Origin of the sequence: Natronococcus jeotgali DSM 18795 (assembly GCF_000337695.1) — an archaeon.
In the GTDB taxonomy this organism is placed as follows: domain Archaea; phylum Halobacteriota; class Halobacteria; order Halobacteriales; family Natrialbaceae; genus Natronococcus; species Natronococcus jeotgali.
The window spans coordinates 1-22734 of the sequence record NZ_AOIA01000134.1; the positions used below are offsets into that span (position 1 = coordinate 1).

The window sequence follows — 22734 nt, forward strand, 5'->3', positions numbered from 1 at the left end:
TGGCTGGTCGTCATCCTCGAGCGCGGCGAGCGCTCGAACGGACGGGAGGCGGCCCGCGAGGTCAGCATCGAGCGGACCGCCGACAGGATGCTTTCGGTCTACGAGCGGGCGGCCGGGCGGCGAGTCGCCGGGCGCGAGCGCGCGGCCGTCGCCTCGCGGTAGAGCCGGGGCGTCACCGCTCCGTCGCGAAGGCGGCGGCGAGTTCCTCGAGCAGCGCCGGGGCCGACTGGTGGCCCTCGTAGCGGACGGTTCCGCTTCGCTCATCGAACTCCAGCCACCCTCGCGACTCCAGCTTCGGCAGGTGGTGGTGGTGGATCGCGGTCGTCAGCTCCCTCCGATCCCGGTCCGGAACCCGCTCCTCGAGGCGACCGACGACCTCCTCGACCGTCGCGGTCGGCCCGTCGGCGACGGTCTCGAAGTAGTAGAGTATCTCCCGACGGTGACTATCACTCAGTGTGTCGAGAATCCGGTCTATCGTCGGCCCCGTCTCGGGATAGCAGGAACTGGCGACCATACGTGTGGCACAATCTGACACGATATAGAACTAACGGGACGAGCGCCCGGGGCGCGGCAGACGGCGCTCGGCCCTACCGGACCTCGTCCCGGTACCAGGCGGCCGCCTCCGGGAGGTGGGCCTCGAGCGGGCGGTAGGTGTACCCCAGCTCCTCGTGGGCCTTCCGCGAGGTGTAGAACAGCCGCCGGGTCGCGAGGCGGGCCATCCGCCGATCGAAGGGGAAGACGCGCCGCCCGGTGGTCGCGTCGACGAGTTCGGCGACGGGCCCCGCCGCGCGGATCGCGGCCGCCGAGACGGGGAGCCGCGCCGGGGTGCCCCCGAGGGCGTCGGCGATCCGCGAGACGGCCCGGTCGTAGGTGAGGTTCTCGCCGCCGAGGATGTAGTGCTCGCCGCGCTCGCCGCGCTCGTGGGCGGCGACGATCCCCGCGACGACGTCGTCGACGCCGACGACGCTGAGTCCCCCGGGGAGGTAGGCCGGCATCGTCGGCTCGAGCCCCATCGCGAGCAGCTGGGCCGTGAAGTTCCGGTCGCCGGGGCCGAAGATCGAGGTCGGGTGGACCGTCACCGCGTCGCCCGTCCGCTCGGCGTAGCGATCGACTAGCGCCTCGGCGCGGGCCTTCGAGGCCTGGTAGGCGCCGATCGGCTCGGCGACGTCGGTCTCGTCGGCGACGGGGTCGCCCCCGTTCGGTCGCCGGGTTCCCGAGGTGCTCGTAAACACCACGCGTCCGGCGTCGGTCGCCGCGCAGGCCTCGAGCAGGGTCGCGGTCCCGTCCCGGTTGACGCGGTGGACGGTCCCGGGATCGGCGCTCCAGAGGCTGGCGCCCGCGAGGTGGAAGACGGCGTCGGCGCCGTCGACCAGCGACTCGAGGACGTCCCGATCGAAGAGGTCGCCGACGTACCACTCGAGGTCCTCGCGGCCGCCCCGGTCCGAACCGGGACGGCTGAGTCCGCGGACCTCCCATCCCTCCGATCGGAGGGACTCGCAGAGGTGGGTCCCCAGAAACCCCGTCGCGCCGGTGACCGCGGCGGTGTCCCCGGTCATCGCTCGAGCTGGGGCGGGACGGCGTCGCCGCTGGCCGCCGCGTAGAGGCGGTAGGCGTTCGAGACGACCGGGTGCGTGTCCCCGGCGGGCGGCAGCCGCCCGCCCGACAGTCGCTCCTCGAGCGCGTCGAGGTCGATCCCGTCGGGGTTCTCGACGTCGACCGGGCGGGCCGACTCGGGCAGCAGCGCCGAGCAGACCGCGTCGTCGTCGACGGCGCGGCCGAACAGCGACGCGGCGACGGCGTCGACGGCCGGGACAGAGCCCGACAGCGCCGCGTTCGCCGCGACGGGACCGTCCCCGTAGGCGACCGTCCCGTCCAGGACGGCGAGGTCGGGGTCGATCGCCCGCGTCGCCGCGACCGCGACCCGCGCCGGCGCCGCGGTCGAGCGCACGAGCCGGGCGAGCGTCCGCGCGGCCCCGGCGACCTCGCCCCCGGCGGTCGGGCGCAGCGTCGGCGCGGCGATCACGCGCGAGTCGAGCAGCGGCTCCGGCACCGTGAGCGCGACCGACCGCCCCCCGGCGGCCCGGTACTCGTTTCGCTTCGGGACGTCCGCGAGGTCGATCAGGGCGGCGTCGAAGCGGTCGGCCAGCCGATCGTACTCGAGGTACGAGGCCGTCCGATCGAACGCGATGCGGTCGTCGCTGCGTCCGACGACGGCGAGGTCGACGTCGAGTTCGCGGTCGAGCCACGCGGCGATCGCGCCGACGACCGCGGGATCGGTCACGACGCCCGTCGACGGGTGGAACGGGTAGTGTGCGTCGGGAGCGATCGCGACCCGTTCGGCGCCCGCCAGCCGGGAGCGGCGGGCGTCGAGGACGGCCCCGACGGCGGACTCGAGGCGCGCCGTCCGGTCCTCGAGGTCGGGCCGCCAGCCGCCGCGGTCGTCGCCGTCGGCCGCAGCCAGGCGAACGGCGCTCACGGGCGCACCTCCGGAAGCTCGACCTCGTCGGTCGCGGTCTCGGCGGCCAGGTCGTAGGCCCGCTCTGCCAGCGCGAGCGAGCGCTGCCCATCGCGGCCGCTGACGGGCGGCTCCTCGCCGGTCCGGACGGCCTCGAGGAAGTCCGCCAGCGCGTCGTAGTGAGCCTGCAGGTAGAACGTCGGGCCGAACACCGTTCGGTCGGCGACGCCGACGCGACTGGCGACGTTCTCGAGGGCGGCCCGGGCCGCTCCCGCGTAGAAGTTCTCCGGGAGGTGGTCCCGGTTGGTGATCGTCCCCGCGATCCCCTCGAGGCGCAGTCGCGTGTTCACCTCCGGAAGCTCCTCCCACTGGTAGGAACCGCAGTGCAGCGTGATCGTCGTCCCCGCCTCGGGCGCACGCAGGAGGACCGTCGCGGCGTCCTCGACGTCGATATCGAGGGTCCGACCCGTCGCGGCGGCGCGGACCTCGAGCTCGCCGAACAGCCACTCGAGGACGTCGAAGCAGTGCACCCCGAGCTCGAGCAGGGTGCCCCCGCCGGCCGCGTCGGGGTCAAGCGGCCAGGACGGCGGCGCCGTCTCCGCGGGCGGGCGCCCGAGCGGGCCGTCGTTGAGCCGGGTGATCGAGGCGTAGGGGACGTGGCCGACGTCGCCGTCCTCGTAGGCCGACTTGACGCCGACCACGTCGGGCTGGTAGCGAAGCGTGTGGTCGACGCCGACGGCGATCCCGGCCCGCGCCGCGGTCTCGAGCATCCGGTCGGCCTCCTCCGTCGAGCGCGCCAGGGGTTTCTCGACGAAGACGTCGACGCCGTGCTCGGCGGCTCGCTCGACCGCTTCGGCGTGGAGAAACGGCGGGAGCGCGACGACGGCGGCGTCGAGCTCCTCGTTCGCCAGCAGCGTCGCGTAGTCGTCGTAGGTCCGCTCGACGCCCGCGCGCTCGGCCCGGTCGCGGTTTGCCGGGACCGCGTCCGCGGCCGCGACGACCGTCACGTCGGGCATCGCGAGCGCGGATTTCAGGTGCACCGTGCCGATATTCCCGACCCCGAGGACGCCGACCGAGAGCGTCCGCGAGTCGCCCGCTCGGCTGCGAAACTGTGAGAGCATTCGCTCGAGAAGGGGGCGTCGGCGGGCTTTGTTATCGTCGTCGTATCTCTCGAGAACGGGCTGTAGATCGCCCCTTCCGCGCGAATACCGGTCTTAATCCCCGTCGCCGAGCTCGGCGACGCGCCGGTGGGGGTTCGCCGTCGCCCGTCCGTCGACGCCGGTTGCGGTCCCGTCGACGCCCTCGAGGACGGCGACTCGGCGGGCGGCGTCGACCATCGTCTCGACGGTGAGGTCGGTTTCGGCGCGGCGGCGGGCGAGATAAGAGAGGATCGTCCGCATCCGCTCGTCGTCGCGCTCGAGGGTGAGGTTGTTCGGGTGGAGCCACATGTGGAAGACGCCGTCGCCGTCGGCGGCGTCGTCGATCCCGCGGCGGGCGAGCACGACCATCGGATCGTTCCAGACGGACTCGGCGACCGTCCGCGCGGGGCCCTCGAACCCGAACAGGAACAGCGACGCCGGGACGTTCACCAGCCCGTGCTCGTCGACCCTCGGCTCGACGAGCATCGATCGGGCCCGCACCGTCGAATCGAGGAGGCCGCGGATCCCGTCCGGGGTCGGCGACCGCCCGCGGTAGGCGCCGACGCCGTACTCGGCGAGGACGTCGCGGTGGCCGACGTCGTTTCGCGGGTAGATAAAGGAGTCGACGGTCTGCCCCCACTCCCCGGCCAGCTCGACGCTGCGCTCGAGTTCGGCCGCGGCGAACTCGCGGTCGGTCTCGGGGCGACCGAACAGCGCGTGGGAAAACGAGTGGCTGGCGAGTTCGTGGTCGACGTCGGACTCGAGGATCGCGCGGACGAGCTCCGGACAGTACCGCAGGTCCTCGCGGTCGCGCCACGCCCCGCGCTCGCGGTCGAACCAGCCCTCGGGCGCCGGGTGGTCGGCGTGGACCCCGTCGCAGGACTCGAGCATGAGGTGGCCGACCACGGCCCACGTCGCCGGCACCTCGTACTCCTCGCAGAGCTCGAGCATCGTCTCCCAGCCGCGCCGCCCGGCCTCGACCCGGGCGGTCGGCAGGGGCTCGAGGTCGTGAAACCCCCACCCCAGCTCGGCGTCGAGCGAGATCACCACGCTTCCCACAGCGTCCACCACCGTTGCGTGTCCATGACGGGCCGATAGCGATTCCGTCGTTTTGTTATAGACGCCGTTCCGACGCCGGCGGCGGCGGGTCGCTCTCGGTATCGAGAGCTTACGACCCCGGGACGCCCGCCTCGAGCGCCGGTAGGGGCGGGCAACGCGCTCCGAGTCGGCCCCGAATCGGTTGAAGCGGATCTATAACAAAGCGGTCGTCGACGCACCTGCACCACAGCAGACGTTTCCGACGTCTTGATACCCAATCATGAGCGGATCTTCCACCACGTCCGAGCGAGCCTTCGTCCTCGGACTCGACGGCGTACCGTGGCGACTGATCGACCGCTGGAGCGAGGCCGGCGAGCTCCCGAACTTCGCCCGGATGCGCGAGGAGGGCGCCTCCGGGGTTCTCGAGAGCACCCGCCCGCCGACGACGCCGCTGGCGTGGCCGTCGATCGCCACCGGCGTCTGGCCGGATAAACACGGCATCTACGGCTTCCAGCGCCTCTCCGAGGAGTACACCCAGCGGATGTACACGAGCCGCGACCGCCGCCAGCCCGCCCTCTGGGATCTGCTCTCGCCGGCCCACGTCGGCAACGTCCCGATGACCTACCCCGCGAGCGAGGTCGACGGAACGATGGTGACCGGGATGATGACTCCCTCGACCGAACGGGAGTTCACCCATCCGCCCGAGTTGCAGTCGAAACTCGAGGAGCGGATCCCGGAGTATCGGATCAGCCTCGACTACCCCGAGTACGCCGACCGCCTCGAGGAGTTTCCCGCCGCCGTCGACGACATGCTCTCGAAACGCCGCGAGCTGATGCGCCTCCAGATGGAGGAGGCCGGCGACGACTGGCAGCTGTTTTTCTTCGTCTACACCGCGCCCGACCGGTTCCAGCACCTCGTCTGGGAGATGGACCCGCTGCTCGAACACTACAAGCGACTCGACGAGATCCTCGGGGAGGTCATCGAGTACGCCGACGCCCGCGGCGCCGACCTCTACGTCGTCTCCGACCACGGGTTCGGGCCGATCGAGACGCTCGTCTACGTCAACCGGGTCCTCGAGCGCGAGGGCTATCTCTTCCGCCAGGAGAACGAGGGGACCCGGGGCGCGCTCGCGAGCCTGGGGATCTCCCGGGACACCATCACGAACACGCTCGAGCGGGTCGGCATCTCCGAGGAGGTCCTCGTCTCGACGCTTCCCCGCCGGCTCGTCGACTCGGTCGCCGAGCAGATCCCCGGCGACCACGCCCTCTACGACGTCGACTACGAGCGGACCGTGGCGTTCGTCCACGGCGCGGGCAACTGCTACATCAACGACGCCGAGCGGTTCGACCACGGCGTCGTCGACCCGGGCGACGTTCCGACGATCAAGGCCGAGCTCGTCGACGTCTTCGAGTCGGTCACCGACGGCGACGGCGACCGGGTGCTCGAGGTCTTCGACGGCGACGAGCTGTTCCCGACCGACGATCGATCGCCGGACCTGGTCGTCAACGGCCGGGACGGCTACGACTCGCGAAACGCAATCACCGACGAGACCTTCGGCGAGACCGGAACCTACGCCGCCAGCCACCGCAGCGAGGGGATCGTGCTCTGTCGAGGGCCGTCGATCGACCCCGGAGCGACGCTGCGAAGCGCCCGCGTCGTCGACGTCGCGCCGACGCTGCTGCACGGAATCGGCGAACCGATCCCCGAGAACACCGACGGCCGCGTGCTCTTCGACGCCTTCGACGAGCGCGCGGCGCCCTCGCGGACGAAAGTCGAGCGAACCGCGGTGTCCGGCGGCGACGGCGGGGAGGTCGAGGAGGACTTCTCCGACGTCGAGGATCGGCTGAAGGGACTGGGCTACATGGAGTGACGGCCCGCGACTCGCAAGCACAGCGACTACCCTCCGTCGACCCGCACTGTTCCGTATGGTCGACGAGGATCTCGAACTCGAGCGCGACATCGGCGAGGCGACGATCGTTTACGACGAACCCGACGAGGGCACCGCCAGGAAGACGGTGCCGAACGAGCACGTCGCGTACTTCCAGGACCACTGGATCGTCAAGACCGACGAGGACGAGGAGGGCCACGACATCGTTCGGCGGATCCCCGCCCAGCGGGTCCACTACGTCGAGCGGTCCGTCGAGGAGTTCGAGGAGGAGGTGAGCACGCTCGTGGATCAGGTCCAGTCGTTCGCCGCCGACCTCCGGACGAAGATCCCGGTCGGCGGGGGCGGCGACACGGGCGCCACCGACCGCGGCGGGAGCGAGGGCGTCGAGCCGATCAACGTCGACATCGACGAGCCGGACGACGGTCGGTAGGCCTCGAGGACGAGCGCCGAGGCGCCCGCGTCGTCCGTCGATCGCTGACTCGAGTCGCCGGACCGTCAGCGGCCGACGTCGGTGAGCGCCCAGACGCAGATGGCGGCCGTCGTGACGTGCATCACCCCGAGGACGGCTCCGGCCAGCAGGCTTCCCCCGGGCTGGCTCGGCACGACCGTGAAATCGGGGATCAGCGACAGCAGGAGGACGACCGCGGCCACGGCGGCGAACGCGCGGTCCGGGTTCCGCGCGACGCGAGCGAGCGCGCCGTAGGTCAGCGTCGCGCCGACGACGCCGACGGTCGTCAGGAACGTTACCGGCTCGTAACTCATCGCGTCCAGCGCCGGGGCGACGCCGGCGGCGATCGCGCCGAACGTGACGGCCCAGTTCACCGCGAGCGACAGCGCGAGCGCGACGGCGCCCGCTCGGACGAGGCGCCCGGCGGTCCGCGCCGTCGTCCCGGTCTCGGCGCGACTGGATTCGGATGCCATGTTCGGACGGTCCACGCCGGTTGCCAAGTAGCTTGGCCACGTCGTCGCTCGACGCGTTACTCGCTCGAACCGGCGCTTTCCGCGGGACTCACCGGTTCGAGCGGACCAGACGCAGTCCCGACCTGGCAGCCGTCCAGGCGGGGTAGAGTCTGTTGTAGACGCCGCTGGGCGCGTTTCTCGCGCCCGCGCGGAGCAGGCGGTGGGACAGCGGCGGTCCCGACTCCGAGACGAGCTCGTCGAGATCGGCGGCCTCGAGCCACTCGAAGAAGGCCCGCTCGCTCGCCGACGCGGGCTCGACCTCGCGGGCGCGCTCGCGGATGTCCGCCCACATGTAGCGTTCGTCCTGGCCGAGTTCCCACTCCCCGCCCTCGAGGGCGGCCCGGATCCGGGCGTACTCGGGGTCGGAGAAGGGGTAGCCGTGCTCGGTCGGCTCGAGTCCCGACAGGCGCAGCCCGACGGCGGTCCGGTAACACTTCTCGCAGCGCCCGCAGTTGCCGTCCATGCGGACGTTGCAGGTCTGTAGTTCGAGGGCTGGCGCGTCGGTGCGGACGTAGTCGGCGATGGCGTCGAGTCGCTCCTGGCGGGTGAGCTCGTAGCCGTCGTGGTGACACCGGGTGCCGGCCCACCGGACGTTGTCGTCGACGTCGGGCCTGGAGCCCCACTCGAGGTCGATCCCCTCCCAGTGGGTGGCGGCGACGTAGAGGTCCTCGATCCCCCGGGCGTAGGCCATCGGGGCGCAGAGCCCGAGCAGGCCGAGCCCGTGGCCGACGGAGCTGTACCAGGCGCCGTCGACGTGGCGCTTGTAGTGGGCCAACAGCATGGGATGGTCGAGAAAGGAGAGCATGTTCGACTCGAGAAAGGCGGTCTCGAGGTCCCGTTCCGCGGCAAAGGCCGAGACGCGATCCGTGAGCTGGCGCCACTTCCCGTCGTCGGCCGGGTCGGGCGTGATCGTCCACCCGCGGACGCTGATCAGCGTCGGCGACTCCTCGCGGTGGCGGACGTACGAGCACGTCGAGTCGACGCCGCCCGTAAAGAGCAGCCCGCTCTCGCCGCCCGCTTCGGGTTCGGGGTCGATCGTCCGGCGGGCGTAGAGGGTCCCGCCCTCCAGGAAGTCGTACATTCCACAGAGGGCCGCCTCGACGTCCTCGAGCCCGCGGGCGAACGTCGCGTCGACCGCCTCGACGTAGACGTCGGCGCCGTTGGCCCAGGCGACGGGACAGACCTGTGCGAGGACGGGAATCGCCAGCACGCCCTCGGGGACGCCCTCGATCGAAACGTCGTACTCGGTTCGGAACGGCTCGCCGGTCAGGAACCGCTCGAGGTCGGCCGTGGCGCGGGCCTCGCACTCGAGGACGGTGCCGTCTGCGGTCGGTCGGTCGATGATGATGGCGCTCATGGCGTCTGTGGTCTCCCTCGAGGGTCGCCGGGGACGCACAAAAACAATCGCCGCCGTCGATTCCCCGCGGCTCGAGAAACGGGTCCGTAGCCCGCGCCAGCGCGTCGACAGGGACGGCGTACTCGCGCCGAAGCGAGCCCCGTCGCCGCGGCGGTCCCCCCAGCGGCGACCCCCGCCGCGGTCGCCCCGTCGGGGGGCCGACGCGTCGGTCTCGCCGATCGACCCGAAACCGACTCGAGCGGTGTCGACACCGGAGTCGACGTAAGTTGCCTATAACAAACCCGAGCGTCGACGACGCTCGCGCCAGGCTATGCGCACCGAGACAGCACCGCGGCGGAGCCGGAGCGTCGACCCATGAGCCGAGCGACGCTCGACTGGCTGTTCGCGGCCGGCTTCCTCGCGCTGGCGGCCGGGATCGGGCTCGCCCGCGCGTCGCCCGCGACGACCTACGAGGCGTCGGTCTACGCGGGGACGCCGACGGCGGTCTGGCCCGCGTTCGCGCTCGCGCTGGCGATCGCGGTCGCGACGTCGCTGGCCTGTCGGGGTCGCCGACAGGCGATCGGCGTCGGCCTCGGGGCGACGGCGGTGACCGCCATCGTGAGCCTGCCGGTGATCCGGGGCTATCACTTCTACGGGATGGGCGACGCGCTCTCGCACCTGGGCTGGACCCGGGACATCGTCGAGGGCGAGATGGCGGCCCACGAGCTGTTCTACCCGGCGATCCACTCGCTGGGCTCGATCTTCCACCTCCTCGGTGGGGTGTCGGTCGAACGCGGGCTACTGTTCGCTCTCGTCGTCGTGTTCGTCCCGTTCCTGGCGTTCGTTCCCCTCGTCGTGCGCGATCTGAGCGGGAGCGCCCTCGCGGTCGGCGCCGCGGCGGTCGTCTCCTGGATGGTGCTGCCGATCAACAACGTCGCGACCCACATGGGCGTTCACACGAATTCGAACGCACTGTTTCTCGTCCCCGTCGTCGTCTTCGCCGTCGTCGCGTACCTCCGCCGACGCGCGACGGTCGAACGGCTCCCGCTCGGCCTGTCGCCCTTCAGCGTCCTCGTCTACCTCTCGGGGATCGCGCTCCTGCTGGTCCACCCCCAGCAGATGGTCAATGCCGTCGTCTTCGTGGCTGCGGTGAGCGGGGTGCAGTACCTCGTGCGCCGACGGTACGCCGACCACCCGCTGCTCGAGCAGCCGACGGTGTACACCCAGACGGTCGTGCTCGGGGCGATCTTCGTCGTCTGGGCCGCGACCAACCGGCGGTTCCGCGAGGCCGCCGAGGGGTTCGTCGCGGGGATCTTCGCCGCGGACGTCGGCGCGGGCGGGGAGATCGACCAGCAGGGGAGTTCGCTCACCGAGATCGGCGGGAGCCTCTCGGAGCTGTTCGTCACGATGTTCCTCGACGCCGCGGTGATCGGGCTCGTCGTCGGCCTCTTCGTCCTGCTGGCCGTCATCGGCCGGACGAGCCTGGACGAGGAGGGGCGCTCGCTCGTGACCTACTTCGCCGCCGCCCTGGTCCCGCTGGGCGCGATGTTCCTCCTGTACTTCCTCGGCACCCCGAACATGGCGTTCCGGCAGATGGGATTCATCTACGTTCTGCTCACGATTCTCGCGGGCGTCGCGATCGCACACGGCGTCGGCGGCTGCTCGCGGCTCGTCCCGCGCTCGGCCGCGACCGCCCTCGCGGCGGCGGTCCTCGGCGCCTGTCTCGTCCTCGGGCTCATGACCGTCTACGCCTCGCCGATCATCTACAGCCCGGGACAACACGTCTCCGAGGCGACGTTCAACGGCTACGAGACGGGGATGGACCGCGGCGTCGAGGACAGGCCCTACGCGGGCGTCGGCTACGACCCGTACCGGTTCGATCACGGGATCAACGGGCTCGAGGGCGAGGACTCGCTGACGGGCGGAACCGCCGCGAGCGGCGAGGTCGACGCCGACGCGTTCAACGCGGGGGACTACGCGGGCGCGTACGGCGGCGCCGATCACTACCTCGCCGTTACCGCCTTCGACGAGACCCGCGAGTTCGACGTCTACCGGGGGATTCGCTACGACGAGGCCGACTACCGCGGGCTCGAGTCCGACCCGTCCGCGGACCGGGTCGTCTCGAACGACGACTTCCGAATGTACGACGTCTCGGGCGAGGAGTAGCGGAGCGATCCGACGGGCGATTCTATCACGATAATCCATGATTAGCGGTCGACCGAACGGCGTCGGCGTCGCGTTTCGTTCGGAACGAGGTGATTACTCGAGCAGTGCGGATCGGCGCCGTCCCCGGAAACGACCCGTTATCGCGACGACTCTGGCGCGGACTGTCGTCCTCGCCGGACCGACAGTTCTCGGAGACTTTCGTAAGTTTGTAACGAATTCGCCATAGATTCTGACCGTATCTGCGTAGCTAGCAATATAATCTGTAAATTTAACCCAAGATAGCAAGGAAAGGTTTATGTCTCGTAAGGCCAGGTTACGAAACTGTATGGCGCAGAATCCCCGTACGACCGATGCGAGTGAATCGACGAATACCGGAAGTAACCGGTCCTTAACCCGTCGAAACTACGTGCAGTCGCTCGCGGCGGTCGCCACGGCAGCGGTCTCGGTCGGTGCGACGGGCACCGCCGCTGCCGACGAGGAGTACGAGGTTATCGAAGCCGACGGCCAGACCGTTACGATCAGCGACGGCGAGACCTGGGAGAACAAGCTGATCGACATGACCACCGGCGGCGACATCATCGTCACCGCCGAGGGAACCGGCTGGACGATCCGAAACGTCGGGTTCCACGGCGAGAACGCCTCCGGAACCGGCTCCGCCACCTTCGGCGTCGCCGACACCGGCGGCGACACGAGCACCGTCGAGAACGTCTACCTCGGCGACGGCGCCGCCGAGGGAAACCAGGCCGCGAACGGTCACGGACAGACCGCCTTCTGGGTCAACCCCGAACACTCGGGCCACCTCGACTTCGCGAACCTCAACATCCAGGGGTTCACGGACAACGCGATCTACGCCTCCGCGCCCGGTACCGGCGGCGGCGGCACCGTCCACATCGACGGCTGCTTCGCGGCGAACTGTTACGTGTCCCACTACCGCGTCGCGACTGAGGGCAGCCGGATCACGAACTCGAGCGTCCTCGTCGACGACGGGGGACACGACGGCCGCGGGATCTGGGCGTGGTCGCCCGGAACCATCGAGGTCGACGGCTGCCAGATCGAGATGAACGGCACGAACACGGCGATCGACGCCGGCGCGAACGGGAACGGAACCGAGGTCGTCGTCAGCGACACCGACTACGACGAGAAGGCCGGAGTTGCCGAGCACGCCGGCTCGACGGTCCAGCTCGAGGACGACGTCGGGACCGACCCCGAGGCGTTCATGCCCGACGGCGTTCCGACCAGCGCCGAGGAAGCCGCCCGCAAGTAACGCCACTCTCGCGCCGAGAGAGGAATCGGCGCGACTCGACCCGCTGACGCAGCCTTCCACCCGCTGACGCAGCCTTCCACCCGCCCTTCACCGCGGCCCGATCGCCGCCTTCCCTCCGCCACGGGCCGTTGTTCTCGCCGTCTCGACGCTCGAGTCCGAGTCGCGATACCGGCGATAACCGTTTCTTATTCCGACCGATCGTCGGCGCGATCGACGGTCACGCGCCGGTAACGACCGATTACCCGAGAGCCGTCGGAATTTTGCGTATATAATATTCCGTGGCATAAAATGAAAAGTATACGTGACTAATCGGCACCGACAATTGAGTGTCTGTTAATTTTAGACGAACTAGAGGGGAAAATTTATACGGGTAGTGTGGAATTACTCGGGTGCAATGGCACGCGAACCTTCGGTATCGGACGCGGAGCGGTTCGGCAGTGACGGCGACGAGCCGTCGGAAACGGGCGGTAATACCGGATTACTGGATCGACGAACGTACCTCCGACTGGCCGGAACGACGACCGCCGCGGCCGCCTTCGCCGGCGTCGCGAGCGCGGACGAGGAGTACGAGGTCATCGAGGCCAGCGGACAGACGATTCAGATCGGCGAGGGGGAGACCTTCGAGAACGCGCTGATCGACGTCTCGAGCGGGAACGGAATCCTGCTGAACGTCACCGGCGCCGGCGCCACGATTCGAAACGTCGGGTTCTCCGGACTCTACCGCGGCGGGGACTTCGCGATCACGATCAACGCACCCTCCGGGGACGTGCTCGTCGAGAACCTCTACCTCGGCGACGGGGCCAACAAGAGCGGCGCCGGGTTCGTCCACGGTCCCGGCGCGGTCTTCCTGCACAAAAGCAGTAACGCTAACGTGACCTTCCGGAACTGCAACGTCCAGGGGTGGCCGAACAACGGCTTCTACTGTTCGAACACGGCAAGCGGCGGCAGCGTCCGCTTCGAGTCCTGCTACGGCAAGAACAACGGCGTGTCGACGTTCCGGTGTGCGAGCGCCGACGACGCCATCGTCGACTGCGTCGCGTACAACGACGACACCGATTACTCCACCGAGAACGGGAGCTGGGGCGGCTACACCGAACAGCACGGCCGTCCCGTCTGGGCCTGGTCGCCGGGTCCGGTGACGATCGAGAACTCGCAGTTCGCGGCCGGCCCCTACGCCGCCGCGTTGCTCACCCACCAGGGCGGCACGATCGAGTTCGAGTCGGGCGCCTACAGCGGCGGCACGCAGGGACAGGTGCGAACCGCCGACGTCGGCGGCGATCCCGACCTCTCGGTTCCCGAGGGAGTCCCCACGTCGGCCGAGGAGGCCGCATCCGGAGGGGGAACGCGGGGATCAAGACGCTCGTCCGACTCCGCCGACGAGGGATCCGACGCGTCGCACACCATCGGCTTCGAGGGCGAGGACTCGAGCGCGACCCGCTACGAGTTCGTCGTCGATGGCGAGGTCGTCCCCGCGGGCGAGGACGACGCCGCGGCCGACGAGGCCCCCGACGACGGCACCGTCCACGGCGTCGTCGGGAACTGGACGGACGCGTTTCAGTTCGACGGCGACCTCGAGACCGTCACCGTCGACGGGCCGGCCGCGGTGGTCCTCGACGGCGAGGAGATCGATCCCGACGAGTACGGTCCGGCGCTCCCCCACGTTCTCGAGGTCGAGGGAACGGGCGAGCCCGCCAGCTACGAGATCACGGTCGACGGCACGATCGCGGCGGACGAGGAAGCCGACGCGCCCTCGACCGCGGGCGCGACCGTACAAGACTCCGTCACCGACGGCAGCCAGACGTTTCGCTACTCCGGCACGCTGACCGACGTCACGTTCACCGAGGGCGAGGCGCGAGTCCTCGTCGACGGCGGGGAGATCGATCCCGACGAGTACGGCGACAGCGAGTTGCTCCCCCACGCGCTGGTGATCGACGGTACCGAGGCCGACGGGCCGAGCTCCTACTCCTTTACCGTCGACGGCGCGCTCGTCAAATCGGAGTACCGAAACGCTTCGGTCGACGACGACGACGTCCTCGAGGGCGCGACCGTTCGGGGCAGCGTCGCCGACTGGATCGACGCCTACTGGTTCGAGGGCGAGATCACGGCGTTCCAGCTCGTCGGCGACGCCGACGTCGACGTGCAGTACAACGCTCGCGACCAGTAGAGCCGCTCCCGAAGCGGTGTGCGCGGCCGACTCCGCCCGGGCGGCGCCGCCGCTCGAGAACGTGAGAGCGGCTCCCGTGCCCGGAACAGCAGCTGGCACGCGAACTGTTCCGATACCGGAGCGGATTCGGGAGCCGGGTGTCGGTACGGGATCGGTCCCCAAAAGCCCTTCTCGAGCGGACGCCGTCGCTCGAGGCGCTCGCGTTCGGATCACGGAGGCGGCGCGGCCGGGTCGCCGAGCGCCGTGATCGCCGCGAGCCGCTCTCACTCGATCCGGGAGAGTTTGCCGTTGACGGTCCGCTCCTCCTGACGGTTCGTGACGACGTGGGCGACCGTCAGCAGGGAGAACGCGCCGACGACCGCTCCGGAGAGCGCCAGCGTCGGGACGGCGGCCAGCGGCGGAACCCCGACCGTCGCGGCCGCGACGACGACGATCCCCAGGACGCTCAACGCGGCGTACCACCGATCCCAGCGGTCCTGCTGGTGGGTGTCGGTATCGAGATACATCATGAGCAGGTCGGCGTTGTCGGCCAGCGTGATGAGCCCCCGATCCTGGTCGTACTCGACGATCCCCGCGTCGTCCATCTTCGGCAGGTGCGTCTGGTAAAGCGCGACGTACACCCGCTTTCGCTGGTCGGAGCTCAGGGCGTTGACGTCGGTATTGTTCTCCCAGGCGGCGATCTGTTCGGCGAGTTCGCCGAGCGTGACGGTCTCGTCGGCCTCGAGAAGGTAGGTGAGAACTTCGCGTCGGCGCCGGTTTTTCAGCAGTTCGAAGATGACGTCCTTCGAGAGTCGGCCGTCGTCGTCGGCGTCGGTAACCGACGCGATCTCGTCGGGAAGCGAGCTGTCGATCGAGGACATTATGGGGTGCCTCCACCACCAGTCAGTCCGGCTCCCGTCCGTTTCGCGCGGAACCGGTGCTCGTCGGGACGGTCGGGCTGTCGCGCCGACAGCAGCCGCTGTCGATCCGAGGGGGACGTTGCGATCACGATTGACACACCAGGTTGTACGCCAACAGTGATTCTCTTAAGCACAACCACGTTTCGCACCGTCTGCAAAGGCCCCGCGAACCGGCGTTCGATCGGTCGCCGCGGCCGGCGGAAAACCGACGGCGGACGGGACGGTCCGGGCGCCCGAGCGACCGCGGTATCGATCGATTGGCAACGTGTAGTGACCACGTACACCGAGGGCGGGTGCGTCCGCGACGGGGTGAGGCGGATCGGTAACGGGACACTGGAGTGGGGCTTTCGGTTGCAAGGCTATAAAGTCGGCCGACGGTTCGAACCCGCAAACGGGGGTTACGCGGTGAACGCCGGATTACCTTGTGTCCCCGCCGGAACGATAGAATCGGTTCGGCGCCGACGCGGCGGCCGTCGGTCCGGACGGCGCCGCCGACCGATCTCGTCCGATCGGGCGATCTCGAGGGGGTAGGCCGCTGTGACGCCGCCGTTTCGCGCGCCGATCGACGGAGCGAGCGATCGGTCGCGCGGCGGTTCCGGCGGGCGAATCAGTAAGTCCCGGTTTCTCGCGAAACCATGTGACCCCCTTACAATGACCGGACCGCTTCTCCCGATACTGATGACGCGGTCCATCATCGAGCACACCAGAGCCGAATCGGAGTCGCGAGGCCGAGAGGCTGGGCTGTGTCCCGACTGTGAAACCGAGACGATCGTTCACGATCCGGACCGCGGCGAACGGGTCTGCGAGGAGTGCGGACTCGTGTTGACCGAGGATCCGATCGACTACGGGCCGGAGTGGCGGGCGTTCAACGCCCAGGAGCACGACGAGCTCTCGCGGGTCGGCGCGCCGCTGACCCAGTCGATGCACGATCGCGGACTGACGACGACGATCGACTGGCGCAACCGCGACGCCAACGGCCACTCGATGTCGGCGGACAAACACGGCCAGCTCCACCGGCTCCGGGTCTGGCAGGAACGCATCCGGACGAAAAACGCCGGCGAGCGCAACCTCAAGTACGCGCTCTCGGAGATCGATCGAATGGTCAGCGCCCTCGGCGTCCCCAAACCCGTCAAGGAGACGGCCAGCGTCATCTACCGCCAGGCGCTCGACCAGGACCTCATCCGGGGTCGGTCGATCGAGGGCGTCGCGACGAGCGCCCTCTACACCGCCTGCCGGAAGGAGGGAATCCCGCGCAGCCTCGAGGAGGTGACCGGCGTCTCCCGCGTCGACCAGCGCGAGATCGGTCGCACCTACCGCTACATCGCCGACGAACTCGACATCAACCTGGAGCCGACCAACCCTCGACAGTTCGTTCCGCGATTCTGTTCGGAGCTCGACGTCGACAAGAACGTCGAGTCGAAGGCGATCGAGATCATCGACGAGACGACCACCCAGGGGCTTCACTCCGGGAAGTCGCCGACGGGCTTTGCGGCCGCGGCCATCTACGCCGCCGGGTTGCTCTGCGAGGAGACGATTCCCCAGCGGGCCGTCGCCGACACGGCACAGACGACCGTCGTCACCGTCAGAAACAGGTATCGAGAGCAACTCGAGGCGATCGACCAGCAGCCGGCTACATGATCGACCGCTCGTTCTCGCTGTAGACGTCGTCGTCCAGCAGCGCGTGGAGGTTGTCGTAGGGGACGAACGCGACGAACTCGTCGTCGGCGTTGTACAGCTCGAGACCGTCGTCGGTTCGGTCGTACCGTTCGCAGACGACCTGTCCCTCGGGAAGGATCGCACGGAGCATGCGGAGTGTGTTACGGTGTCGATCCGCATATACTGTGGGGGCGATTCCGGCCGCGCCGAACGCAACCGGTTTATCCGCACTCCCGCTAGCCTCGCCAGTGACCGACGACCCCTCGAGCGACGCCGACGATCGCACCGAGCCCGAGGCGCCGACCGACCCGACCGACGAACGTGAGGACGCCCCCGACCGAGGGGCCGACGAAGCGCCGACCGATCCGTCGACGACCGGTTCGGAACCGGGATCCTCCGGGACGGCCGCCGACGGCGAGGAGCCGACGATCGCCGAGTTCCACGACGCCGCCCAGCGGGAGGGCTCCCCGGTGTTGACCGCGGCCGCGGTCGCCCGCGCCCTCGAGATCCCCCACGAGGACGCCAGCGAGCGCCTCGAGGCCCTCGCCGACCGGGGCGACCTCGAGCGCCTGTCGGTGTCGACGGACCCCGTCGTCTGGTACCCCCGCGAGCTCGAGGACCTCACCGACCGCGAGCGCGTCGTCGTCTTCCCGAAGCGCCACGAGATCGTCGTCGATCGGCCCGACCAGTTCACTCGCGCCCAGCTCTCGCAGTTCGCCCACCTCGCGGACGCCAACGGCGAGCAGGGGTACCGCTACGTCGTGCGACCCGAGGACGTCTGGGGGACCCCGCACGACTCCTTCGAGGGGCTCGCGCGGACGATGCGCCAGGCGCTGGGCCAGCGCAACGAGGACCTGGAGGAGTGGGTCCACAGCCAGTGGGATCGGGCCCACCAGTTCCGGCTGGCGACCCACGAGGACGGCTATACGGTGCTCGAGGCCCAGACGCCGGAGATCATGGGCAACGTCGCCCGTCAGAAGTTAGACGAGGAGCACGTCCACGCCCCCATCTCGGAGACCGAGGACTGGGTCCGCGAGGGCTCCGAGGCCGCGATCAAACGGATCCTCTACGAGGCGGGCTACCCGGTTCAGGACCACCGCGACCTCGAGTCGGGCGAGGCCCTCGAGATCGAACTGGCGGTCTCGCTGCGCGAGTACCAGCGCGAGTGGGTCGATCGCTTCGCCGAGGCCGGCGAGGGCGTCTTCGTCGGTCCGCCGGGCAGCGGCAAAACCGTCGCGGCGACGGGCGCGATGGCCCACGTCGGCGGCGAAACGCTCGTGCTCGTGCCGAGCCGTGACCTCGCCCGCCAGTGGGCCGAGACGATCGCGGAGTACACCTCGCTCGAGCCCCACCAGATCGGCCAGTACCACGGCGGGCAGAAGAACGTCCGCCCGGTGACGATCGCCACCTACCAGATCGCGGGGATGGATCGCCACCGCTCGCTGTTCGACGACCGCGAGTGGGGGCTCGTCGTGTTCGACGAGTGCCAGCACGTCCCCTCGGATATCTACCGGCGGAGCACGCACCTCCAGTCCCGTCACCGCCTCGGACTGTCGGCGAGCCCGATCCGAGAGGACGATCGCCAGAAGGAGATCTTCACGCTGGTCGGCCCGCCGATCGGCACCGATTGGGAGGCGCTGTTCGACGCCGGGTTCGTCGCCGAGCCCGAACTCGAGATTCGCTACGTCCCGTGGGGCGACGAGGAGCAGGGCAACGCCTACGGCTCCGCCGAAGGACGGGAAAAGTACCGCATCGCCGCCCAGAACCGCGGAAAGATCGACGAAGTGCGCTACTTGCTGTCGGCCCACCCGGGCGCGAAGTCGCTCGTCTTCGTCGACTACTTAGCGCAGGGCCGGGCGATCGCCGACGCGCTGGACGTCCCCTTCCTCAGCGGGGAGACGCCCCACCGCGAGCGCCGACGCCTGCTCGAGGAGTTCCGCCGGGACGAACGCGACCTGCTGGTGATCTCCCGGGTCGGCGACGAGGGGATCGACCTTCCGACCGCGGACATGGCGATCGTCGCCTCCGGGCTCGGGGGGTCGCGCCGCCAGGGTACCCAGCGGGCCGGGCGGACGATGCGACCCGCAGGCGGGGCGCTCGTCTACGTGCTGGCCACCCGCGGTACCCGCGAGGAGGAGTTCGCCCGCCGACAGCTCCAGCACCTGGGTCGGAAGGGGATCACGGTCCGCGAGCAGACCGTCGACGCGGCGGGGACCGAGGAGTAGTCCGCCCGTCCTCGCCCGGCTTCATCCCCAAGTGCGGGCGCCTCGAGGCGTCCGCGACCGAACCGATAGCGCTGACGTGAAGAAAGTATTCAAGGTCTCGCATTCGAACAGAGAGACAATGAGCGAGTCGCGTCCGCGGGTGGTCGGTCGGTGAGCGACCAGCGGGAGGTCCTCGTCGGCGAGACCGCCGACGGCACGGAGCTGACGCTGCCGGTGATCGAGCTGCTGACGGGTCGCGGGTTCGCGACCGGGAAGTCGGGCTCGGGGAAGTCGAACACCGCCTCGGTGATCGCCGAGGAGCTGCTCGAGGCGGGCTTTCCCCTGCTGATCGTCGACACCGACGGCGAGTACTACGGGCTGAAAGAGGAGTACGAGATGCTCCACGCCGGCGCCGACGAGGAGTGCGACGTCCAGATCGGTCCCGAACACGCCGAGCAGATGGCGACCCTCGCTCTGGAGGAGAACGTCCCGATCATCTTAGACGTCTCGGGCTATCTCCAGGAGGACGCGGCCGACGAGCTGTTGCGCGAGGTCGCCCGCCAGCTGTTCGTCAAGGAGAAGAAACTCAAGAAGCCCTTCCTGCTCGTCGTCGAGGAGGTCCACGAGTACATCCCCGAGGGCGGGGGCGTCGGCGAGACGGGGAACCTGCTGATCAAGATCGGCAAGCGCGGGCGCAAGCACGGGCTCGGCATTCTGGGGATCAGCCAGCGCCCCGCGGACGTCAAGAAGGACTTCATCACGCAGGCCAACTGGCTGGTCTGGCACCGCCTGACCTGGGACAACGACACGAAGGTCGTCGGACGGATCATCGACACCGAGTACGCACAGCGGGTGTCCGACCTCGACGACGGCCAGGCGTTCGTCCAGACCGACTGGACCGAGACCGACGTCCGGAAGGTCCAGTTCCGGCGCAAGCGGACCTTCGACGCCGGCGCGACCCCCGGCCTCGAGGAGTTCGAACGGCCCGACCTCAAGTCGGTCTCCGATACGCTCGTCGGAGATCTTCAGGAGATCTCCGAGCGTGAACGGCGGGAAGCCGACCGGATCGACGAACTCGAGGCCGAACTCGAGAACCGCGAGCAGCGAATCGGGACCCTCGAGGACGAACTCGAGTCGGCCCGCGATATCTCGACGGCGGCCCAGCAGCTGGCCGACGCCGTCGCCGGGGTCGGGACGGCCCAGACCCAGCTGCCCGGAAACGACGAGGAGCGCCGTCGGCTCCACCAGGAGGTCACCGAGCTCGAGGCCGATCTCGAGGACCGCGAGGAGCGCATCGAGGAGCTGACCGAACGGGTCGCCGACAGGACCGACGAGCGGGATCGGCTACGCGAGGAAGTCCGGCGGCTCCGCGAGCGCGTCGCCGAACTCGAGGACGCCGAGGGTCGGGAGTTCAGCTACGCCGAGGACGACGAGCCCGACTCGATCCCCAGCGACCGGGGGCTCGACGCCGGCGGGCTCCTTGAGGACGGCTCGGTCGCCGACTCCCTCGAGCGCGCCTGCGACGGCTCGCTGTGCTCGCTCGAGACCGGTGAGCGGGTCCTCGAGACGCTGGCTCGCGAGGGGCCGCTCGCGACCGAGACGCTGGCGACGCGGGTCGATCGCTCGACCATCGCCGTCCAGAGTCTCGTCTCGGAGCTTCGAACGCGGTCCGTGCTCGAGCGTACCGCGGACGGCGCCTACGGGCTCGCAGAGGGCGTTCGACCGACGACGCCGGAGCCGTCCGACCGGCGCTGAACGGAGCTATCGGGCCTCGAGCCCGGCGGCGTCGGGCCGTCGGCGGATCGGGACGACGACGACTTCCTCGGCCAGCCGTCTCGCGGTCGCGTAGGCCGGGTCGGCGCGGACGGGGCCGGCGAGGCGCGGCCAGGTGTGCGCGCCGGCGACCCCCGCAGCCTCGAGGTCGTCGAGCAATCGCTCCGGCGCCGAGGTTCGGACGGGTACCGCCTGGGGACAGATCCCCGCCGAAAGCTCCGGCCGAAGGAGCTGGAGCCCCTCGCGCGCCGAGAGGAACCGGAGCCACTCGCGGTAGCGGGTCCGCCGCTCGGCTCGGATCGCGTCCGGGTCGGCCGCCTCGAGGAGCCGGACCGAGAGTTTCGACATCGGACGCTTGCCGGCCTCGTAGCGGGCCGACGCGCTGGGCGGGGCGGAGCCGTCGCGTCGGCTCGCCAGCAGCGTCTCGGCCGAGCGACGCAACCGGGCGTTCGACTCGAGCGCGCCGGTCGCGACCGCCTTCGCGAGGAACAGCCAGTCGGAGCCGTCGAAGCGCTCGCGGACGCCGGCGATCGCGGACGGTTCGAACCGCTCGCGGACCGCGTCGCCGCTGCAGTACAGCACGGCGCCGTCCGGAACCGCGAGCAGCTTCCGCAGGCTCGTGATCCCGAGGTCGCCCCGCGTCCCGAGCAGCGTCCCGTCGGCGACGCTGAGCGGGGCGTGGGCGTTGTCGTCGACGTGGTAGCAGTCGCGGTCCGCGAGCAGCGAGGCGAATCCCGCGAGGCGCGGCTGGGGGAAGCCGAAGTAGTCGACCGAGACGGCGGCGACCGTCCCGTCGTCGAGGCGGCGCTCGAGGTCGGCCAGGTCGGGTCCGAGGTCGGGCCGGACCCGGTAGTACCGCGGCTCGAGGCCGAGCTCGTACAGCGGTTCGGCGACGCCGTCGGGGAGGTAGGCCGGAAGGAGGACCGACCCGGAGCCGTCGGCGATCGCCGCGAGTCCGTCCCGAAGGGCGGCCTTCCCGGACCCGTAGCGGGTGAGGTGGGCGTGGCGGCGCTCGAGGGCGGAGAGGACGCCATCCGACCGCGGAGGTGCGAGCGCCCGAACGAGCAGCGACGATCCCACGGTTCACTCCCCGCTGGCGGACCGGTCGACGGTCGGCGTCGGCGGAACGATCATGCTGAATCGAGTACCGGAGCGACGGGAATAACCGTATCGGCGGTACGGCGGCGCTTCGGGCTGCAAGTGCCGCTTACAGTCGAACAGCGAGGGGACGACGACGCCGCGAAGTCGACGGCAGCGACCGCCTACAGCTCGCCCAGCGGTTGCATAACAAAGCCCGGACGGGCACAGCAGTCGCCCATGGATAGTTCGAACGACGGAGACGGTCTCCGGCTACTCGTCATCGGGCTCGACGCCGGCTGTCGGCCGATCCTCGAGCCGCTGTTCGAGGCGGGGGTGACGCCGACGCTGCGCGGGCTGTTCGAGGCGGGCACGAGCGGCCCCCTCGAGTCTCAGATTCCGCCCTGGACGGCAAGCGCCTGGCCGTCGCTGTACACCGGAAAAAATCCCGGCAAGCACGGCGTTTTCGACTTCCTTTCCTTCGACGGTTACGACTGGACCGTCGTCAACGCGACCCACGTCCGCGAACGCCCCGTCTGGGAGCTGTTGAGCGATCACGGGCGCTCGAGCGTCGTCGTCAACCTCCCCGTCACCCACCCCGCACGGGAGTTCGACGGGGCCTTGATCCCGGGGATGACCGCGCCCGAAGAGCCCGACTGCCACCCCGAGGGGATCCTCGAGGACGTCGAGAAGGCCTGCGGGGAGTACCGAATCT

The 22734-nt window shown here is 69.7% G+C and carries 19 protein-coding genes and 1 pseudogene; 10 read left to right on the plus strand and 10 right to left on the minus strand.

Going from position 1 to position 22734, the window contains the following annotated elements; translation table 11 throughout:
- Positions 1 to 162, plus strand: a pseudogene (locus C492_RS25420) (glycosyl transferase); the annotation flags it as partial.
- A 10-nt stretch (positions 163 to 172) separates the two neighbouring features.
- Here the strand turns inward: C492_RS25420 and C492_RS15660 are convergent.
- From C492_RS15660 to C492_RS15680, 5 genes are all read right to left on the minus strand, one after another.
- Complete coding sequence (locus C492_RS15660) at positions 173 to 514, minus strand: DUF7344 domain-containing protein (protein ID WP_008425376.1); 342 nt, start codon at positions 512 to 514, stop codon at positions 173 to 175.
- Between the two features lie 73 nt (positions 515 to 587).
- Positions 588 to 1556: an NAD-dependent epimerase/dehydratase family protein gene (locus tag C492_RS15665; RefSeq protein ID WP_008425377.1), complete on the minus strand. Its 969-nt coding sequence runs from the start codon at positions 1554 to 1556 to the stop codon at positions 588 to 590.
- Positions 1553 to 2476: a DUF362 domain-containing protein gene (locus C492_RS15670; protein WP_008425378.1), complete on the minus strand. Its 924-nt coding sequence runs from the start codon at positions 2474 to 2476 to the stop codon at positions 1553 to 1555. The genes C492_RS15665 and C492_RS15670 overlap by 4 nt, the downstream gene beginning before the upstream one ends.
- Positions 2473 to 3576, minus strand: coding sequence for a Gfo/Idh/MocA family protein (locus C492_RS15675; RefSeq protein ID WP_008425379.1), 1104 nt, complete (start codon positions 3574 to 3576; stop codon positions 2473 to 2475). Before C492_RS15675 ends, C492_RS15670 begins: the two co-directional genes overlap by 4 nt.
- A 93-nt stretch (positions 3577 to 3669) precedes the next feature.
- Positions 3670 to 4653, minus strand: coding sequence for a polysaccharide deacetylase family protein (locus C492_RS15680; RefSeq protein ID WP_049893131.1), 984 nt, complete (start codon positions 4651 to 4653; stop codon positions 3670 to 3672).
- 259 nt (positions 4654 to 4912) lie between these two features.
- Here C492_RS15680 and C492_RS15685 point away from each other — a divergent pair, with 259 nt between their 5' ends.
- Entirely contained in the window at positions 4913 to 6502 is a 1590-nt protein-coding gene (locus tag C492_RS15685) for an alkaline phosphatase family protein (protein ID WP_008425381.1), read from the plus strand.
- A gap of 55 nt (positions 6503 to 6557) precedes the next feature.
- A complete protein-coding gene (locus C492_RS15690; protein WP_008425382.1) occupies positions 6558 to 6950 on the plus strand; it encodes a hypothetical protein in 393 nt (130 codons plus the stop codon).
- A gap of 65 nt (positions 6951 to 7015) precedes the next feature.
- On the opposite strand, the gene C492_RS15695 is transcribed toward C492_RS15690, so the two are convergent.
- Together C492_RS15695 and C492_RS15700 are read right to left on the minus strand one after the other, a co-directional pair.
- Positions 7016 to 7441 (minus strand): DUF6069 family protein, encoded by a 426-nt coding sequence (locus tag C492_RS15695; protein WP_008425384.1) that lies wholly within the window; start codon positions 7439 to 7441, stop codon positions 7016 to 7018.
- 88 nt (positions 7442 to 7529) lie between these two features.
- Complete coding sequence (locus C492_RS15700; RefSeq protein WP_008425386.1) at positions 7530 to 8837, minus strand: hypothetical protein; 1308 nt, start codon at positions 8835 to 8837, stop codon at positions 7530 to 7532.
- Between the two features lie 354 nt (positions 8838 to 9191).
- On the opposite strand from C492_RS15700, the gene C492_RS15705 reads away from it, so the two are divergent.
- The 3 genes from C492_RS15705 to C492_RS15715 all read left to right on the plus strand — a co-directional run bounded on the left by C492_RS15705 (position 9192) and on the right by C492_RS15715 (position 14410).
- A complete protein-coding gene (locus C492_RS15705; protein WP_008425387.1) occupies positions 9192 to 10982 on the plus strand; it encodes a hypothetical protein in 1791 nt (596 codons plus the stop codon).
- Positions 10983 to 11307: 325 nt separating this feature from the next.
- Complete coding sequence (locus tag C492_RS15710) at positions 11308 to 12246, plus strand: hypothetical protein (protein WP_049893132.1); 939 nt, start codon at positions 11308 to 11310, stop codon at positions 12244 to 12246.
- A gap of 394 nt (positions 12247 to 12640) precedes the next feature.
- The gene (locus C492_RS15715) at positions 12641 to 14410 is read left to right on the plus strand and encodes a hypothetical protein (protein ID WP_008425391.1); all 1770 of its coding nucleotides are present in this window, start codon (positions 12641 to 12643) and stop codon (positions 14408 to 14410) included.
- Between the two features lie 263 nt (positions 14411 to 14673).
- Here the strand turns inward: C492_RS15715 and C492_RS15720 are convergent, their stop codons facing one another.
- Complete coding sequence (locus tag C492_RS15720; RefSeq protein ID WP_008425392.1) at positions 14674 to 15270, minus strand: DUF7344 domain-containing protein; 597 nt, start codon at positions 15268 to 15270, stop codon at positions 14674 to 14676.
- A gap of 717 nt (positions 15271 to 15987) precedes the next feature.
- Here C492_RS15720 and C492_RS15730 point away from each other — a divergent pair.
- Positions 15988 to 16947, plus strand: a complete 960-nt coding sequence (locus C492_RS15730; protein WP_008425397.1) for a transcription initiation factor IIB — start codon at positions 15988 to 15990, stop codon at positions 16945 to 16947.
- Here the strand turns inward: C492_RS15730 and C492_RS24720 are convergent.
- Positions 16940 to 17116, minus strand: coding sequence for a hypothetical protein (locus C492_RS24720; RefSeq protein ID WP_008425399.1), 177 nt, complete (start codon positions 17114 to 17116; stop codon positions 16940 to 16942). The genes C492_RS15730 and C492_RS24720 overlap by 8 nt on opposite strands.
- A 97-nt stretch (positions 17117 to 17213) precedes the next feature.
- Here C492_RS24720 and C492_RS15735 point away from each other — a divergent pair, with 97 nt between their 5' ends.
- Positions 17214 to 19190, plus strand: coding sequence for a DEAD/DEAH box helicase (locus C492_RS15735; protein WP_008425401.1), 1977 nt, complete (start codon positions 17214 to 17216; stop codon positions 19188 to 19190).
- Between the two features lie 150 nt (positions 19191 to 19340).
- On the plus strand, positions 19341 to 20924 hold the full coding sequence (locus C492_RS15740) for an ATP-binding protein (RefSeq protein WP_008425403.1): 1584 nt from the start codon (positions 19341 to 19343) through the stop codon (positions 20922 to 20924).
- 6 nt (positions 20925 to 20930) lie between these two features.
- Here C492_RS15740 and C492_RS15745 read toward each other — a convergent pair whose 3' ends face one another.
- Positions 20931 to 22022 (minus strand): DegT/DnrJ/EryC1/StrS family aminotransferase, encoded by a 1092-nt coding sequence (locus C492_RS15745; protein ID WP_008425405.1) that lies wholly within the window; start codon positions 22020 to 22022, stop codon positions 20931 to 20933.
- Between the two features lie 237 nt (positions 22023 to 22259).
- On the opposite strand from C492_RS15745, the gene C492_RS15750 reads away from it, so the two are divergent.
- Positions 22260 to 22734, plus strand: a 475-nt coding sequence (locus C492_RS15750; RefSeq protein ID WP_008425407.1) for an alkaline phosphatase family protein, incomplete at its 3' end; no start/stop codon positions are given.